The following is a 16,697-nucleotide window of genomic DNA, read 5'->3' as shown; positions in this document are numbered from 1 at the left end:
AAGGCATTAGGGCCCCAAATTTATTCCTCACTGCGATTGGAGTTATAACCAAATCGTAGAAATCATTGTGCCATTAGTCAGGAAGGCTTAAGTACTCCTTCCTATACTGCCTCTGGACAGTCTGCACAGGGTTGTAGCGCAGACGAGTGAAGACTCGATCAAGAGGCATTCCATGGAATGGCTGGGGCTGCAACTGTTCACCGATCTTCCCGCAACCGGGCGCATCGTCATCGACTGCCGTCATGAACCGCTCTTGGTTCTGCTCGCCTATTTCGTTGCTTGCGCGGCCTGTTTCGCCACGCTCGACATGGCCGAGCGTCAGTCCCACAGCGACGACCCCACCGCCCACCGACAATGGAACATGCTTGGAGCCTGCTGCCTGGCAGGCGGCATATGGGCCATGCATTTCATCAGCATGCTGGCCTTTCGGGCCCCGGTGGACGTGCACTACGACGTATCCCTGACCATTCTTTCACTGCTCATCGCACTGGGCGTGGCCTGGTTGGCCATGCACAGCCTCGAACGCAGCAACATGCGCGCGCACTATTTCGTGCCGAGCGCAGGGCTGATCGGCCTGGGCATCATCCTCATGCATTTTGTCGGCATGGCCGCGATGGAAACGGGTGCCCGCCAGTACTACCAAACCGGCTTGCTACTTGCCTCTGCCGCCATTGCCCTGCTCACCGCCCTGACCGCGCTGTACCTGGCCCGCTACTTGCGCAATGGCAGCGGTACCCTGTACCAGGCCATGAAGTACGGCGCCAGCCTGCTGATGGCCGGCGGCATCGTCGCCACTCATTTCACCGCGATGTCGGCCATGACCTTGGTCATCCCTGCCGATACCGCACTGCGCCTGCCGTCGGGCGACAACAGCCTGCAACTGGGACTGGGCATCGGCTTCATCACCCTGCTGATCAGTGGCGCCAGCATCAGCGCCGCACTGGCCGACAAGAAGCTGCAAAGCAAGGAGCACGACCTGCGCCGGGTCAGCGTACTGCTCAGCCAACTGGACCAGGCCCGCGCTTCGCTGCAGCAGGCGGCGCACTATGATGCCCTGACCAACCTGCTCAACCGCCGTGGATTCAACCAGGTATTCGCCGAGCGCCTGGTCGAACATCAGGCCAGCGAAAACCGCCTGGCTGTCATGTTCCTCGACATCGACCATTTCAAGCGTATCAACGACAGCCTTGGCCACGACGCCGGTGACGAGCTGCTCAAGGTGATCGCCAACCACATCAAGGCCGCTACCCGCAACCACGACCTGGTTGCGCGCTTTGGTGGCGACGAGTTCTGTGTGGTCACCAGCCTGAACAGCCGCGACGAAGCCCGCCACCTGGCCCAGCGCATCATGCAACGGATGAAAGACCCCATCGACCTGGGCGGGCGGCGCATGGTCATGACCACCAGCATCGGTATAAGTATCTTCCCGGACGATGGCAGCACAGCCGAAGAGCTGCTCAAGCATGCCGACCTGGCCCTCTACCAATCCAAGGACAACGGGCGCAACAGCCTGAATTTCTTCAATGACAGCCTGAAGGCTCGCGCGTCGATCGCCTTGCAACTGGAAGAAGAGCTGCGCCTGGCGCTGCTCGAAGAGCGCGGGCTGTGTGTGCACTACCAGCCGATCTTCGACCTGCGCAGCGGGCAAGTGGCCAAACTGGAAGCGCTGGTACGCTGGCAGCATCCTCAACACGGCCTGCTCGGGCCCGACCGTTTTGTCGGCATTGCCGAAGCCAACGGCCTGATCATCGACCTTGACCTGTGGGTGCTGCGCCATGCCTGTGCCGACCTGGCCCACTTGCAGCGCCACGGCTACGGCGAGGTCCAGGTCACGGTCAATTGCTCGGCAGTCACCCTCAGCCACGACGAACTGCCTAACGAAGTAGAAAAGGCGCTGTTCCACGCCGGCCTTGCGCCGCGCCACCTGGAGCTGGAGGTGACCGAGAACGCCCTGGTAGGGGATATCCAGCGCACGGTCAGCCTGCTCAAACGCGTCAGGGCTCTGGGGGTGGCACTTTCGATCGATGATTTTGGTACCGGCTACTCGTCACTGGCTTACCTCAAGCGCCTGCCGCTGGATGTGCTGAAGATCGACCGCACCTTCCTGCAGGATGTACCGGGCAGCCAGAAAGACCGGGAAATTGTCCAGGCGATCATCGCCATGGCGCATACCCTGCACCTGCGGGTAGTCAGCGAGGGCGTGGAAACCGCCGAACAGCAGGCGTTCCTCGAAAGCCATGGTTGCGACTACCTGCAGGGCTACCTGTTGGGGCGCCCCGTACCGCTGGCCGAGTTGCGCCCACTGCTGGAGCGGTTGCAGCGCCAGAATGGCCGGATCACACCTTGTTGCGGTACAGCTCTACCAGGGTCGCCGGATCTTTTTGCAGGTAACCCTGGCTACCGTGCAAGCGCATCAGTTGCGCGGCAAGGCCACTGAGCGGCGTCGCCGAGCCTTGCTCGCGGGAAAACTTGACCGCGCCATCGAGGTCCTTGAGCAGCGTGCGTACGTGCCACTTGATTGGCTCGAAGCGGCTCTCGGCCATTTGCGGTGCAAGAATCTGCAATGGCTTGGAGTCGGCGAAGCCACCCGCCAGCGCTTCAGCGATCAGCGTCGCGTCCACGCCCGACTGTTCGGCCAGTGCCACCACTTCTGCAATTACCAGGGCATTGCAGGCTACGATCATCTGGTTGCAAGCCTTGGTCACCTGGCCCGCGCCTACCGCGCCCATATGCGTCACGCGCTGACCAAGCACCTGCAGCACCGGGCGTGCACGCTGCAGATCGGCCGCTTCACCGCCCACCATGATCGCCAGCGTGCCCGCCTCGGCACCGGGGGTACCGCCAGATACCGGTGCATCCAGCCAGGCCATGCCGCACAGTGCGGCCAGTTCGGCAGCCATTTCACGGGTGGCGGTGGGTTCCAGGCTGGAGAAATCGATCAGCAACTGGCCGCTGCGCCCGCCCTGGGCAATGCCTTGCTCGCCGAACACCACTTCACGCACCACCGCCGTGTCGGCCAGGCACAGTAGCACCATGTCGCTGTCACGGCACAATTCGGCCGGGCTGCTGGCCAGGCGCGCGCCAGCAGCGACCAGTGCGGCGCACTTGTCCGGGCTGCGGTTCCATACCGTCAGCGGATAACCCGCTGCCAGCAGGCGGCGGCACATGGGCAGGCCCATCAGGCCAATGCCGGCGAATCCAAGCGAAGGTAGTGCAGTGCTCATCGATAAACTCCTGACTGATTCGAACATTTCCCAGGCTGGCGACGGTCCCGGTGGCGACTGGCAGAACGGTGGCCACATTACGCATCCCGTAAACTGTTACCGCCACGCCGAATTGTTACTTCCCTCTACCCGTCTTGATTGCTTTCAAGCACCAAAACGGCGCTGATGCGTAATTTTGCGCACTAAAAAAGATCACGCCTCTTCCTGGCCCTTCACCTGAATCACGATGAACGGTGAAACCACCACCGCCCAGATCTCTGGGTCGCGGCTTTGCAGGTCCAATGCCTGCTCGGCCGACACCGGCCCAACAGTGCCATCACTACGCCACTTGGCGAAGATCTCGCTGCGATTCTCGGCCATCGCCTCGGCAACGGCGATCAGGTCAAGGTTGGGGTCGACCCAAATCAGGTCACCCTTGGCCCAAAAACGCTCCAACGCTTTCCACTCGATGATTGCCGTCTCGCCAAGCAATTTGGCATAGAGGGTGCTTGTTTGATCAGTCATGGGTGGTATCCGCAAAAAATCGGTCAATAAAAAGGCCGGCATTTTTGCAGAAAAACCCGGTTTCAAATATGTAATTTGGTCGATTGGCCCCGAAGTTGTGGGACGGGGTCGCAGATGCAGGCAGTTTGATGGCGCCTTTCTGTATCTTTCTGTCGATCAAGCGACAACGCAGGAAAGACGCACTTTTCGACCGCTTTTCAAGCGCTCGAACAGCGCTCTACACTGTACCGGTACAGTTCCGGGACATGTTCCGGGGGAAGGTGGGCTAGCGCGTTGGCATGGCCACGCCGCAAATCCCGCCCGGTCTGTAGCCCTGGCCGCCAGGACTATAAGAATTACAACAGAATGAGTGGAGCACTATGATCAAGATTTCCAAGCTGTTCGCCGCAATGGTACTGGCCGGGGTAGCCAGCCATTCGTTTGCCGCCGATACCATCAAGATCGGCATCGCCGGTCCCAAGACGGGTCCCGTGACCCAGTACGGCGACATGCAGTTCATCGGCGCCAAGCAAGCCATCAAGGATATCAACGCCGCGGGCGGCGTGGATGGCAAGATGCTCGAAGCCAAGGAATACGACGACGCCTGCGACCCTAAACAGGCCGTGGCAGTCGCCAACAAAGTGGTCAACGACGGCGTCAAGTTCGTGGTCGGCCACCTGTGCTCCAGCTCCACCCAGCCAGCGTCCGACATCTACGAGGACGAAGGCGTGATCATGATCACCCCGGCCGCCACCTCACCGGAAATCACCGCCCGTGGCTACAAGCTGATTTTCCGCACCATCGGCCTGGACAGCGCCCAGGGCCCGGCTGCCGGCAACTACATCGCCGACCACGTCAAGCCGAAGGTCGTTGCCGTCCTGCACGACAAGCAGCAGTACGGTGAAGGCATCGCCACCGCCGTCAAGCAGACCCTGGAAAGCAAAGGCACCAAGGTTGCCGTGTTCGAAGGCCTGAACGCGGGTGACAAGGACTTCTCCTCGATCATCCAGAAGCTCAAGCAGAACAACGTCGACTTCGTCTACTACGGCGGCTACCACCCAGAGCTGGGCCTGATCCTGCGCCAGGCTCAGGAAAAAGGCCTGAAAGCCAAGTTCATGGGTCCGGAAGGCGTGGGTAACGACTCCATTTCGCAGATCGCCCAGAACGCCTCCGAAGGCCTGCTGGTCACCCTGCCGAAGTCGTTCGACGCGGACCCGGCGAACAAGAAGATCGTCGACGCCATCAAGGCTGACGGCAAGGACCCAAGCGGCCCGTTCGTATTCCCTGCCTACTCGGCTGTCGAGCTGATCGCTCAAGGCATCAAGAAAGCCGGTTCCGATGATACCGACAAGGTGGCCGAGGCCATCCACAAAGGCACCTTCAAGACCCCGACCGGCGACCTGTCGTTCGACGACAAAGGCGACCTGAAAGACTTCAAGTTCGTGGTCTACGAATGGCACTTCGGCAAGCCGAAAACCGAAGTCTCCCCTCAGTAACTGCGTGACTAATAGCTGACCTACGAGCCCACTGTGCGAGCAGTGGGCTTCGTTTTATGAGGTTCATGGGCCCGATCCCCGCGATCCGGGGGCCGGCTCACCTGAAAATCTTAAAACCGTCACCCGCGGTTTCCTGGCCGTACCCCTGCCAGTGAAATGCAAATCAGGTTTTTAGGAGCGCTGTAATGCCTGAGATCTACCATTTCTTCCAACAACTGGTTAATGGATTGACCATCGGCAGCACCTATGCCTTGATCGCCATCGGCTACACGATGGTGTACGGCATCATTGGCATGATCAACTTCGCCCACGGCGAGGTGTACATGATCGGTTCCTACGTGGCCTTCATCGCCCTGGCGGGCCTGGCCATGATGGGTATCCATTCGCTGCCGATCCTGATGACCGTCGCCTTCGTCGCGACGATCTTCGTCACCAGTGCCTATGGCTACAGTATCGAACGGGTTGCCTACCGCCCCCTGCGCAACAGCAACCGTCTGATCCCGCTGATTTCTGCCATCGGCATGTCGATCTTCCTGCAGAACACGGTCTTGCTTTCGCAGGACTCCAAGGACAAGTCCATCCCCAACCTGATCCCCGGGAGTTTCTCCTTCGGGCCAGGCGGTGCTGAAGAAGTACTGATCAGCTACATGCAAATCCTGGTGTTCGTCGTCACCCTGGTGGCCATGACCCTGCTCACCCTGTTCATCTCTCGTTCCCGCCTAGGCCGCGCCTGCCGCGCCTGCGCCGAGGACATCAAGATGGCCAACCTGCTGGGCATCAACACCAACAACATCATCGCCCTCACCTTCGTCATCGGTGCCGCCCTGGCTGCCGTGGCGGCCGTGCTGCTGAGCATGCAGTACGGGGTGATCAACCCCAACGCCGGTTTCCTGGTGGGCCTGAAGGCTTTCACCGCGGCGGTACTGGGTGGCATCGGCAGCATCCCGGGCGCCATGCTCGGCGGGCTGGTGCTGGGCGTGGCCGAAGCGTTCGGTGCCGATATCTTCGGCGACCAGTACAAGGACGTGGTGGCATTCGGCTTGTTGGTTCTTGTCCTGCTATTCCGGCCGACCGGCATTCTGGGCCGCCCGGAGGTTGAAAAAGTATGAACAGAAATCTCAAACAGGCGTTCTTCAGCGCCTTGCTGGTCTGGGCCGTGGCCTTCCCGGTACTGGGCCTGAAACTGAGCATCGACGGCATCAGCCTGGTCGTGCACAGTCAGGGCTCGTTCACCATCAGCATCATCGCCGTGTGTTCCGTGCTGATGTTCCTGCGCGTGCTGTTCGACAAGCAGTGGAGTTCGGTGATGGGCCGCCGATCGGATCGCAAGCTGATCCCCCCGGCAGTCAGCAACTACCTCACCCTGCCCAAGACCCAGCGCTATGTCATCATCGGGTTGATCGTGGTGGCACTGGTATGGCCGTTCTTCGGCTCTCGTGGTGCGGTCGACATTGCCACGCTGATCCTGATCTACGTGTTGCTGGGCCTGGGCCTGAATATCGTGGTCGGTCTGGCGGGCCTGCTCGACCTCGGCTACGTGGGCTTCTATGCCGTCGGTGCCTACAGCTACGCCATGCTCTCGCATTACCTGGGCTGGAGCTTCTGGGTGTGCCTGCCGATTGCCGGCCTGATGGCTGCCACGTTCGGCTTCCTGCTCGGCTTCCCGGTGTTGCGCCTGCGTGGTGACTACCTGGCGATCGTGACCCTCGGTTTCGGTGAGATCATCCGCCTGTTCCTGCGTAACCTCACCGACTGGACCGGCGGCCCCAACGGCATCAGCAACATCCCCAAGCCGGAGTTCTTCGGCCTGACCTTCGAACGCCGTGCGGCCGAGGGCATGCAGACCTTCCACGAGTTCTTCGGGCTGCAATACAACTCGATCAACAAGGTCATCTTCCTGTATCTGGTGGCCCTGCTGCTGGCCCTGCTGGCGTTGTTCGTGATCAACCGCCTGCTGCGCATGCCGATCGGCCGTGCCTGGGAAGCCCTGCGTGAAGACGAGATCGCCTGCCGTGCTCTGGGCCTGAACCCGACCGTGATCAAGCTCTCGGCATTCACCCTGGGTGCCTGCTTCGCCGGCTTCGCCGGCAGCTTCTTCGCCGCGCGCCAAGGCCTGGTGACGCCGGAGTCGTTCACCTTCATCGAGTCGGCGATCATCCTCGCCATCGTCGTGCTGGGTGGCATGGGTTCACAACTGGGCGTGATTCTCGCGGCCATCGTGATGATCCTGCTGCCTGAGCTGATGCGTGAGTTCAGCGAATACCGCATGCTGATGTTCGGTGCGCTGATGGTGTTGATGATGATCTGGCGTCCGCAAGGCCTGCTGCCTATGCAACGTCCACACATGGAGCTGCGTCGATGAGCCGCGAAATTCTGCAAGTCAGCGGCCTGAGCATGCGCTTCGGCGGCTTGTTGGCGGTCAACGGCGTGGCCCTGACCGTCAAAGAAAAACAGGTGGTGGCATTGATCGGCCCGAACGGCGCCGGCAAGACCACCGTGTTCAACTGCCTGACCGGCTTCTACAAGCCCAGCGGCGGCACCATCCTGCTCGATGGCCAGCCGATTCAGGGCCTGGCCGGCCACCAGATCGCCCGCAAGGGCGTGGTGCGGACCTTCCAGAACGTGCGGCTGTTCAAGGAAATGACCGCACTGGAAAACCTGCTGATCGCCCAGCACCGCCACCTCAACACCAACTTCTTCGCCGGCCTGTTCAAGACCCCGAGCTTCCGCCGCAGCGAGAAGGAGGCCATGGAACGCGCGCAGTACTGGCTGGAGAAGGTCAACCTGACCGAGTTCGCCAACCGTACGGCCGGCACCCTCGCCTACGGGCAGCAACGCCGCCTCGAAATTGCCCGCTGCATGATGACCCAGCCACGCATCATCATGCTCGATGAACCGGCAGCCGGCCTGAACCCGAAGGAAACCGAAGACCTCAAGGCTCTGATCGCCTACCTGCGTGAGTCGCACAACGTCACCGTGCTGCTGATCGAGCACGACATGAAACTGGTGATGAGCATTTCCGACCATATCGTGGTGATCAACCAGGGCACCCCCCTGGCCCATGGCACGCCGGAACAGATCCGCGACAACCCTGATGTGATCAAAGCCTACCTGGGGGAAGCGTAAATGCTGAAGTTCGAAAACGTTTCCACTTTCTACGGCAAGATCCAGGCGTTGCACAGCGTCAACGTGGAGATCAACCAGGGCGAGATCGTCACCCTGATCGGCGCCAACGGTGCCGGCAAGTCGACCTTGCTGATGACCCTGTGCGGTTCGCCGCAGGCGCACAGCGGCAGCATCAAGTATCTGGGGGAAGAACTGGTCGGCCAGCCGTCCTCGCACATCATGCGCAAGAGCATCGCGGTGGTGCCGGAAGGCCGCCGCGTGTTCGCTCGTCTGACGGTCGAGGAAAACCTGGCCATGGGCGGTTTCTTCACCGACAAGGGCGACTATCAGGAGCAACTGGACAAGGTCCTGCAACTGTTCCCGCGCCTGAAAGAGCGTTACATCCAGCGCGGCGGCACCATGTCCGGTGGCGAGCAGCAGATGCTGGCCATCGGCCGGGCGCTGATGAGCAAGCCCAAGCTGCTGCTGCTCGACGAGCCTTCGCTGGGCCTGGCGCCGATCATCATCCAGCAGATCTTCGACATCATCGAACAGCTGCGCCGCGATGGCGTGACGGTGTTCCTGGTGGAGCAGAACGCCAACCAGGCGCTGAAGATCGCTGACCGGGCGTACGTGCTGGAAAACGGCCGGGTGGTGATGCAGGGTACCGGTGAAGCACTGCTGACGGACCCGAAGGTACGCGACGCGTATCTGGGGGGATAGGTATTTAACGTAGAAAGGAGACAACCAACAGGCTCTCCATTGCGCCTGTCACGTTGCCCGACACCTCAATGTTCTGTAGCCGATGCTACCAAGCATTGAGGTCGTCGGTCTCGGTACCACGCTAGTCAAGCTGCGCCGCAAACCCCTTCATAGAACTTAAATTGTTATTGGGACCACTATCGCCAGAAACCAAGATTTTTTGCTCTAAATCGACCTGCAGGCCCTGTAGATATGTGACCGCATCTCCAAAAGGTGCGAGTATCCTCCAGCCCTGCTCGCCAAATGTAGGATCAAGTACCCCTTTGGAATCATATCGAACCAGCAGCACCTGCCGCTGATAACCTGCATTGCGCGTCACTGCACCTCCCGCCACGGCCACCTTGCCATCGGCCATTTCAGCAATCCCGCCCCAAAGGAAGTCAACCTCAACGCCATCAGGCAGCTCAAAGAGCAACGGTTTACCGCCGTTGAAAGACTGCTCCGGCCGGCCGGTTGAATCTATGCGTACCACCATCCCATAGAAGCGCCAGGGATCACGTGCTGTCAGGTAACCACACGCGACGTATCCGCCGTCCGCCATGATCGCCACGTGAGCAAGCTCCATTTGACTCAGCTCTGGATGAGGGATACCTGCAGATACAGAATCGAAAATCGAATAACCTTCCTCACCGAACGTCTTGTCCAGCGAGCCATCGGCCTTGTACCGACAGAAAAATCCGCGCATCCCAACCGACAGGTCGCCCAGTGTGCCAACTACCACTGCGCCCCCGTCTGCAGAAGCGATAACGGCGGGGGCGTCTGTGTCCAAAGTCGGATGCTTAACGCTAACAATGCCAGTGCCATTGAACTCAGCATCCAGCGCTCCGTTTGCTAAACAGCGCAGCAACGAGAAATCACCTGCAAAGCGGTTACCCAGAACCCCGTAAAAGTTGCCGTCCTTGGCGGGTGTCAATGCGCCCAGCACTGCCGACGAAAAAACAGAATCCTGACGACCGTCATTGTTTCTTCCACGCCCCGCTGAACTTGCACTCATCTTTTCAACTTTGTGGAAGACCGTGCCGGCCTGCCCAAACGACATATCGACCTCACCATTGAGCTTGAAGCGGACCAAGCCCAGCTCCGATGCATTATACAAACCAGCGATTACGCCTCCGTCAGGTTGAGGAATCAACCCTGCAGCGCGCGGAAAAGCATCCGTAAAGTCAGAAATATTATGGGAGCTGAAACCTCGCAAACCAAACGTCAAATCTGCTGTACCATCATGCTTTACACGCCCTACCATAATCGTTTTACCAAGGCCATCCAGCAAATATCGCTTACCTCCAACGGGGAGAACCAGCGTACTTTTATTGGTGGCCTCGGGAATCGGAAAAGGTACTCGATATTCAATATCAAATCCCGCTACCTGCTTATTCTGACCCATGTTTTATATCCTCTAAAATAATTAATAAAGTCCGCAACCATGCATATGCAGAGGCAAATGATCATCCCTGAAGCAGAAAGCAGCGGGTATAAAATTCTTGCCAATTAAAAACAGCTTGACTACTGACAAATATAACTAATGGCCCAGGGCTATCACTTCATCAAGTATCTGGGCATTCCTGGTCCGACTCGCGCGTCGTTTTCATAGGTCTCAATGGAGATAATGTCACTTGTGGAGTTCGTCCGGTCTCAGTAACGTGGCCAGCTCTTTGGCAAAGATTCCCCGGAGTTCGCCCATGCGCCTAACCCCTACCCTGCTGCTGACCACCCTGCTACCCCTGTTCGGCGGTTGCCAGCTCATGGCTGACGCCCCCAACGACCCGAACATCGGCACCACGCGCATGCAGGGCGAACTGCGTGCCGCCGGTGGCCAGTTGCTGTTCAAGCCGTGCAGCGAAAACCGCACCTTCGTGATCAACGACGTCGCCGCCACCGGCATCCTGCAAGAGGCCGCCAACCTGGCCAAGGATGCCAACGACAAGCTGTTTGCCGATGTCCGAGGGCGCCTTACCGGCAGCAAGCAGGCCACCAACGACGGCCAACTGGAAGTACGCCATCTGTACCGCCTGGAACCTTCCACCCGCGCCTGCGAGGACCCCAACTTCAAACAGCTGACCCTGCGCGCCAACGGCCACGAACCGGGTTGGGACATCAAGGCCAGCGGCAAAGGCATGGTGCTCAACCGCATCGACCAGCCCCCCCTGCCCCTGCCATTCCTGGAAGAAGAAGTGCCCGGCGGTGGCCTGACCCTGACCAGCGAAGCCAACGGCCAGCACGTGGAGCTATGGGCCGCGCCGCAACGCTGTGTAGACAGCGCCACCGGCGCCATCTACCATCTGCGCGCCGAATTGCGCATCGACGGCAAGACCCTGCAAGGCTGCGGTTACTACGGTGGGGCGCGCGACAACTGATCACCGGGCGCTTTTATCCTGCCAGTCGGGGCGTCTAACAGCTTATACTTGGCGGTTTGTGTAAAGCCGCCGGCCGCCCATGGCCGGGATACTGGACCCTGCCATGCTACGAATCACCGAACTGAAGCTGCCCCTGGACCATCCCGACGAAGCGCTGCGCGAAGCCATCGTCCAGCGCCTGGGCATCCGCGACGAGCAACTGCTCAGCTTCAACCTGTTCAAGCGCAGCTACGATGCGCGCAAGAAGAACAGCGAGCTGCTGTTCATCTACACCATCGATCTGGAAGCCAGCAACGAGGCCGAGCTGCTCAGCAAGTTCGCCGATGATCGCAACATCGGCCCGGCCCCAGACGTCACCTACAAGTTCGTCGGCCAGGCCCCGGCAGGCCTGCAGGAGCGCCCGATCGTGGTCGGTTTCGGCCCGTGCGGCATCTTTGCCGGCCTGTTGCTGGCACAAATGGGCTTCAAGCCGATCATCCTCGAACGTGGCAAGGAAGTGCGCCAGCGCACCAAGGACACCTGGGGCCTGTGGCGCAAGAGCGTGCTCAACCCCGAGTCCAACGTGCAGTTCGGTGAAGGCGGCGCCGGTACCTTCTCGGACGGCAAGCTGTACAGCCAGATCAAGGACCCGCAACACCACGGCCGCAAAGTGCTGGAAGAATTCGTCAAGGCCGGTGCGCCAGACGAAATCCTGTACATCAACAAGCCGCACATCGGCACCTTCCGCCTCACCGGCATGGTCGAACAGATGCGCCAGGACATGATCGCCCTGGGGGCCGAAGTGCGCTTCCAGGAGAAGGTCACCGACCTGTTGATCGAAGATGGCCAACTGACCGGTGTAGTGCTTGAAAGCGGCGAGCAGTTGCACTCGCGCCATGTGGTATTGGCCCTGGGCCACAGCGCCCGCGACACCTTCCGCATGCTGCACGCCAAAGGTGTCTACATGGAAGCCAAACCGTTCTCGGTGGGCTTCCGTATCGAGCACCCGCAAACGCTGATCGACAAGGCACGCCTGGGCAAGTATGCCGGCCACCCAAAACTGGGTGCCGCCGACTACAAGCTGGTTTACCACGCCAAGAATGGCCGCTCGGTATACAGCTTCTGCATGTGTCCGGGTGGCACCGTGGTCGCGGCCACCAGCGAGCCAGGGCGAGTCGTCACCAACGGCATGAGCCAGTATTCGCGTAACGAGCGCAACGCCAACTCCGGCATCGTCGTCGGCATCGACCCCGAGCGCGACTACCCGGGTGGCCCGTTGGCCGGTATCGAACTGCAGGAGCGCCTGGAGGCGCACGCCTATGTAATGGGCGGCAGCAACTACCAGGCCCCGGCACAGCTGGTGGGTGATTTTGTCGCCGGCCGGCCCTCGACCGCACTGGGCAGTGTCGAGCCGTCCTACAAGCCGGGCGTGACCTTGGGTGACCTGGCGCCGAGCCTGCCGGACTTCGCCATCGAGGCGATCCGTGAGGCACTGCCGGCGTTCGACCGGCAGATCAAGGGCTATAACCTGCATGATGCGGTGTTGACCGGGATCGAGACGCGTACCTCGTCGCCACTGCGGATTACCCGGGGTGAGGACTACCAGAGCCTGAACATCAAAGGGCTGTTCCCGGCGGGTGAAGGGGCCGGGTACGCGGGCGGGATCCTGTCAGCCGGTGTGGATGGCATTCGCATCGCCGAGGCAGTGGCGCGGGATATGCTCGGCCTCTGACTCTTTAGCGACTGACAGGGCCTCTTCGCGGGTAAACCCGCTTCTATCAAACAAAAGATAACCCACTGTTCTTTCTAGCGAAAAAAACAGGCGCGCGGGGTCAATGGCGGCGAAGTGTTCACTCTTCTATACGTGGTCACAGCAAGCTGTGCCGACAGGGATTAACGCCGATGCCATTTGGGCCACTCTCTCATTCGGGAGCAAAGCAGCACACCAGTGCGGTCTACGGCCTCTTTCCCGCGCATTGGGAACCATAGCAAAGTATTCGGCGGCTGACCTACCCGGATCAGTCGGCGAATGCTTTTCTAGATCTCGATGTCAGTGCAGATCTGACGTCATGCGCATCCTGTTTGCTGTGCGACAGCGCAGCCCGGAAGGGCTGGGTGATCTCTCATCAAACAAAATGCAACCCATTGTTTTCTAAGCACTCAAGCGGCCACCAGTTGATACCCCAGTTTCCGGGCTTTGCGAAGCAAAGCCCGGACCTGCCGGTCTTGGCTTCTGGTTTCGAACTCCTCAAGACCTTGTTCAACATAAGCCTGCTTCTTGGTTAACAGGTTGTACACCAGACGTGCCAACTGATGCGCAGTGGCCTTGATGGCGCAGCTGGTATCCATTCGAGTCAGTCTGGCTCGGTGCGATGCGCCAATGAAACCCTTGTCGTTACGGGCATTGGATGCAGCCTGCTTGAGTGCTTGCGCTGCTCGATTGACTATTTTGGGCCCACCACCTGCCAGTCGATGACCGCCGGAAATTCGGGTAGGGGGAGCCAGTCCCAACCAAGAGCAGAAGTGCTGTGAGGACGGGAAGCGTGATAGATCTGTACCGATCTCCCCTGCCAGCACTAATGCAGTGTCCACCCCAATGGTTGGAATTGCGGTTAGGTCCACGCCAAGAACTTTCCACAAAGTCTGATGCAATACAGTCTGTTGGGCGCCGTTTCGGTGTGGGCTCCGTAAAGGCTTCTTGGATGGCTCTGGCTTGTTTTGCAGCACCGGCAACTGCTCTAACGCGGCTTTTATGGCGTCGTCACAATCTGCAATTTGCTGCTCCAGGAAGTCATAGGCAGCCAATTCCTGAGTTAGCGCATGCAAATGCTCGCGCCGCCAATTGCCATGAAGACTCCGAGCGACAGCCTCCTTGCCTGCCTTGATGCGGCGGTCGGTTAGTTCAGCCAGTTGCACTGGGTCCCGTTCACCTGCGCAGATGGCCCGCAAAATCTTCATGCCAGTTACACCGGAAATATCACTGATGACATTGGCCAGCTGGATGTTCATTTGGCTCATGGCCTTTTGCATCCGGTTCAGCGTCTGCGCCTGGTCTTTCACTTTGGAAGCACGCTGCCTGACCAATGACCGGACGCAGCAGGTCAGATCATCGGGGCGGAATGCGCCTCTGAGCAGTCCATGAGTCATCAGCTGCCAGATCCACTGGCAATCCAGCACATCTGATTTACGGCCCGTGATTTGCCGAGTTGCTCTGGCATTGACGAGATAAACGTCAAAACCGCGCTCGCTGAGAATCTCGTAAATTGGAATCCAATAAACCCCCGTGGATTCCATGGCAACGACCTTGATCCCCAGGCTTTCAAGCCAGTTAGCCATCTTGAGCAGGTCGTCAGTAAAGGACGTGAACGACTGGACGGGATTTTCGTGCCGGGGATCGACCGCCACGAAATGCTCTCGACCACCGACATCGATCGCCGCGCAATCGGGATGGACGACGGTAAAGCGTTGCTTGGAAGGCTTGCGCGCCATGATGAATCCTCGCAGGATAAAGGGCGCGCGGGGCACACGGTGGCGAAAGGGTTCACTCTCTCATACGTGGTCACAGCTGAATCAGCTGATGCCTACAGGGACTTCACGCCGATACCGTGCGGATCACTCTCCTACGCGGGTGTGCAGACACACACCAGTGCTGGCTACGATCTCTGTCCCGCGCACACGAACCCTAACAAAGCAAAAGGCGGCTGGCCCTACCGGGCCAACCGCCTTTTCTTTTTCAAAATGTCAGCGTCGCTGCGGAACTGAAGCCGTACACCTCATGTTTGCTGCGCGACAGCGCAGCCCGGAAGGGCTGGGTGATCTCCTACACGGAACAATGGTCCCCTGTAGGAGCGGGTTTACCCGCGAAAGGGCCCGGTCCGGCATCAGACTATTCCAGCACCTACTCCAGACTTCCCCTCCCCCATCCTTCCCCAAATCCATCTAGGCTTGCCCCAGGCCTGTCAGCAACAACATATAACAAAAACGAATATGTCTTTTGTTTGAAAGCATATCTCTGCAGGCTAGGGTGTACGCCCGTACCCTGCGTAAACTGCTCATGGAGGGCCTACAGCCCGTGCGTAGCCTGTTTACCCGTTTCTTCCAGCTCGAAGCCGCCAGTGGCCTGCTGTTGATCGCCGCCGCCGTTCTGGCCCTGATCATCAACAACTCGCCACTGTCCTACCTGTACGGCGGCTTGCTCGAGGTACCCGTCGCCGTCCAGGTCGGCGCGCTGAACATCGCCAAGCCATTGCTACTGTGGATCAACGACGGCCTGATGGCCCTGTTCTTCCTGCTCATCGGCCTGGAGGTCAAACGCGAGGTGGTCGACGGTCACCTGTCCAAGCCCTCACAAGTGATTCTGCCTGCCACCGCAGCCGTGGGCGGCATGGTGGTGCCAGCGCTGATCTACTGGTTCATCAACCGTGACAACCCTGCAGCCGTGGCAGGCTGGGCGATCCCTACCGCCACCGACATCGCCTTCGCCCTCGGCGTCCTGGCCCTGCTCGGCAAGCGCGTACCAGTGTCACTGAAGTTGTTCCTGATGACCCTGGCGATCATCGACGACCTGGGTGCGATCATTGTCATCGCCCTGTTCTACTCCGGCACCCTGTCGAGTGTGTCGCTGCTGCTGGCTGCGGCCTGTCTGCTGGTGCTGGTGGCGATGAACCGGCTTGGCGTGATCAAGCTTGGCCCCTACATGATCGTTGGCCTGATCCTGTGGGTTTGTGTGCTCAAGAGTGGCGTGCATGCCACCTTGGCCGGTGTCGCGCTGGCCTTTTGCATCCCGCTGCGTACACGCAATGCTGAATCGTCGCCGCTGCTGGCGCTGGAACATGCCCTGCACCCCTGGGTGGCCTATGCCATCCTGCCAATTTTCGCCTTTGCCAATGCCGGCGTTTCGCTGGCAGGCATGACCGTAGACAGCTTCACCCACCCCGTGCCGATGGGCATCACGATCGGCCTGTTGCTGGGCAAGACCGTGGGGGTTTTCGGCCTGACCTGGGTGGCGGTCAAGCTGCGCCTAGCCGCGCTGCCTGCGGGCGCTGGTTGGGGGCAAATTCTGGGGGTGGCGATACTCTGCGGCATTGGCTTTACCATGAGCCTGTTCGTAGGCTCGCTCGCCTTCGCCCCGGGTAGCAGTGAGTACGCCGGCATGGACCGCATGGGCATTCTTACTGGTTCGTTCTTTGCTGCGGTGATCGGCTACGCCGTCACCGCAATGGCCAGCCGCAAAACCAGCATTGCCTGACTTGGCTGAGGCATGAAAAAACCCCGACTGGCAGCAGCCATGTCGG

At 59.8% G+C, this 16,697-nt stretch carries 13 protein-coding genes; 9 read left to right on the top strand and 4 right to left on the bottom strand.

What is annotated here, in order from left to right; genetic code table 11:
• Nucleotides 1-172 precede the first annotated feature (172 nt).
• Nucleotides 173-2,437 carry a putative bifunctional diguanylate cyclase/phosphodiesterase gene (locus tag LU682_RS06015; RefSeq protein WP_010952302.1) on the top strand — a complete coding sequence of 755 codons (2,265 nt, stop codon included), beginning with the start codon at nt 173-175 and terminating at the stop codon, nt 2,435-2,437.
• On the opposite strand, the gene LU682_RS06010 is transcribed toward LU682_RS06015, so the two are convergent.
• Nucleotides 2,337-3,224, bottom strand: coding sequence for an NAD(P)-dependent oxidoreductase (locus LU682_RS06010; protein WP_010952301.1), 888 nt, complete (start codon nt 3,222-3,224; stop codon nt 2,337-2,339). The genes LU682_RS06015 and LU682_RS06010 overlap by 101 nt on opposite strands.
• Nucleotides 3,225-3,416: 192 nt before the next feature.
• Nucleotides 3,417-3,728: a DUF2288 domain-containing protein gene (locus tag LU682_RS06005; protein ID WP_049588172.1), complete on the bottom strand. Its 312-nt coding sequence runs from the start codon at nt 3,726-3,728 to the stop codon at nt 3,417-3,419.
• Between the two features lie 359 nt (nt 3,729-4,087).
• Between LU682_RS06005 and LU682_RS06000 the strand changes: the two genes are divergently transcribed.
• The 5 genes from LU682_RS06000 to LU682_RS05980 all read left to right on the top strand — a co-directional run bounded on the left by LU682_RS06000 (nt 4,088) and on the right by LU682_RS05980 (nt 9,031).
• Complete coding sequence (locus tag LU682_RS06000; RefSeq protein ID WP_010952299.1) at nt 4,088-5,203, top strand: branched-chain amino acid ABC transporter substrate-binding protein; 1,116 nt, start codon at nt 4,088-4,090, stop codon at nt 5,201-5,203.
• 185 nt (nt 5,204-5,388) lie between these two features.
• A complete protein-coding gene (gene livH / locus LU682_RS05995) occupies nt 5,389-6,312 on the top strand; it encodes a high-affinity branched-chain amino acid ABC transporter permease LivH (RefSeq protein WP_008097482.1) in 924 nt (307 codons plus the stop codon).
• The gene (locus LU682_RS05990; protein WP_010952298.1) at nt 6,309-7,565 is read left to right on the top strand and encodes a high-affinity branched-chain amino acid ABC transporter permease LivM; all 1,257 of its coding nucleotides are present in this window, start codon (nt 6,309-6,311) and stop codon (nt 7,563-7,565) included. Before livH ends, LU682_RS05990 begins: the two co-directional genes overlap by 4 nt.
• On the top strand, nt 7,562-8,329 hold the full coding sequence (livG, locus tag LU682_RS05985) for a high-affinity branched-chain amino acid ABC transporter ATP-binding protein LivG (RefSeq protein ID WP_010952297.1): 768 nt from the start codon (nt 7,562-7,564) through the stop codon (nt 8,327-8,329). Before LU682_RS05990 ends, livG begins: the two co-directional genes overlap by 4 nt.
• Complete coding sequence (locus LU682_RS05980) at nt 8,330-9,031, top strand: ABC transporter ATP-binding protein (RefSeq protein WP_003254879.1); 702 nt, start codon at nt 8,330-8,332, stop codon at nt 9,029-9,031.
• Nucleotides 9,032-9,152: 121 nt separating this feature from the next.
• Here the strand turns inward: LU682_RS05980 and LU682_RS05975 are convergent, their stop codons facing one another.
• Nucleotides 9,153-10,454: an NHL repeat-containing protein gene (locus LU682_RS05975; protein WP_010952296.1), complete on the bottom strand. Its 1,302-nt coding sequence runs from the start codon at nt 10,452-10,454 to the stop codon at nt 9,153-9,155.
• Between the two features lie 295 nt (nt 10,455-10,749).
• On the opposite strand from LU682_RS05975, the gene LU682_RS05970 reads away from it, so the two are divergent.
• Nucleotides 10,750-11,424, top strand: coding sequence for a COG3650 family protein (locus tag LU682_RS05970; RefSeq protein ID WP_049588168.1), 675 nt, complete (start codon nt 10,750-10,752; stop codon nt 11,422-11,424).
• A 103-nt stretch (nt 11,425-11,527) separates the two neighbouring features.
• Nucleotides 11,528-13,135 (top strand): NAD(P)/FAD-dependent oxidoreductase, encoded by a 1,608-nt coding sequence (locus tag LU682_RS05965; RefSeq protein WP_010952294.1) that lies wholly within the window; start codon nt 11,528-11,530, stop codon nt 13,133-13,135.
• A 428-nt stretch (nt 13,136-13,563) separates the two neighbouring features.
• Here the strand turns inward: LU682_RS05965 and LU682_RS05960 are convergent, their stop codons facing one another.
• A complete protein-coding gene (locus LU682_RS05960; protein ID WP_010952293.1) occupies nt 13,564-14,892 on the bottom strand; it encodes an IS110-like element ISPpu9 family transposase in 1,329 nt (442 codons plus the stop codon).
• A 565-nt stretch (nt 14,893-15,457) separates the two neighbouring features.
• Between LU682_RS05960 and nhaA the strand changes: the two genes are divergently transcribed.
• Nucleotides 15,458-16,651 carry a Na+/H+ antiporter NhaA gene (nhaA, locus tag LU682_RS05955; RefSeq protein ID WP_010952292.1) on the top strand — a complete coding sequence of 398 codons (1,194 nt, stop codon included), beginning with the start codon at nt 15,458-15,460 and terminating at the stop codon, nt 16,649-16,651.
• The last annotated feature ends 46 nt before the right edge of the window (nt 16,652-16,697 follow it).

Source organism: Pseudomonas alloputida, from assembly GCF_021283545.2.
In the GTDB taxonomy this organism is placed as follows: Bacteria; Pseudomonadota; Gammaproteobacteria; order Pseudomonadales; family Pseudomonadaceae; genus Aquipseudomonas; species Aquipseudomonas alloputida.
The sequence above is the reverse complement of the archived record's forward strand: the minus strand, read 5'-3'. Positions and strand labels throughout refer to the sequence as shown.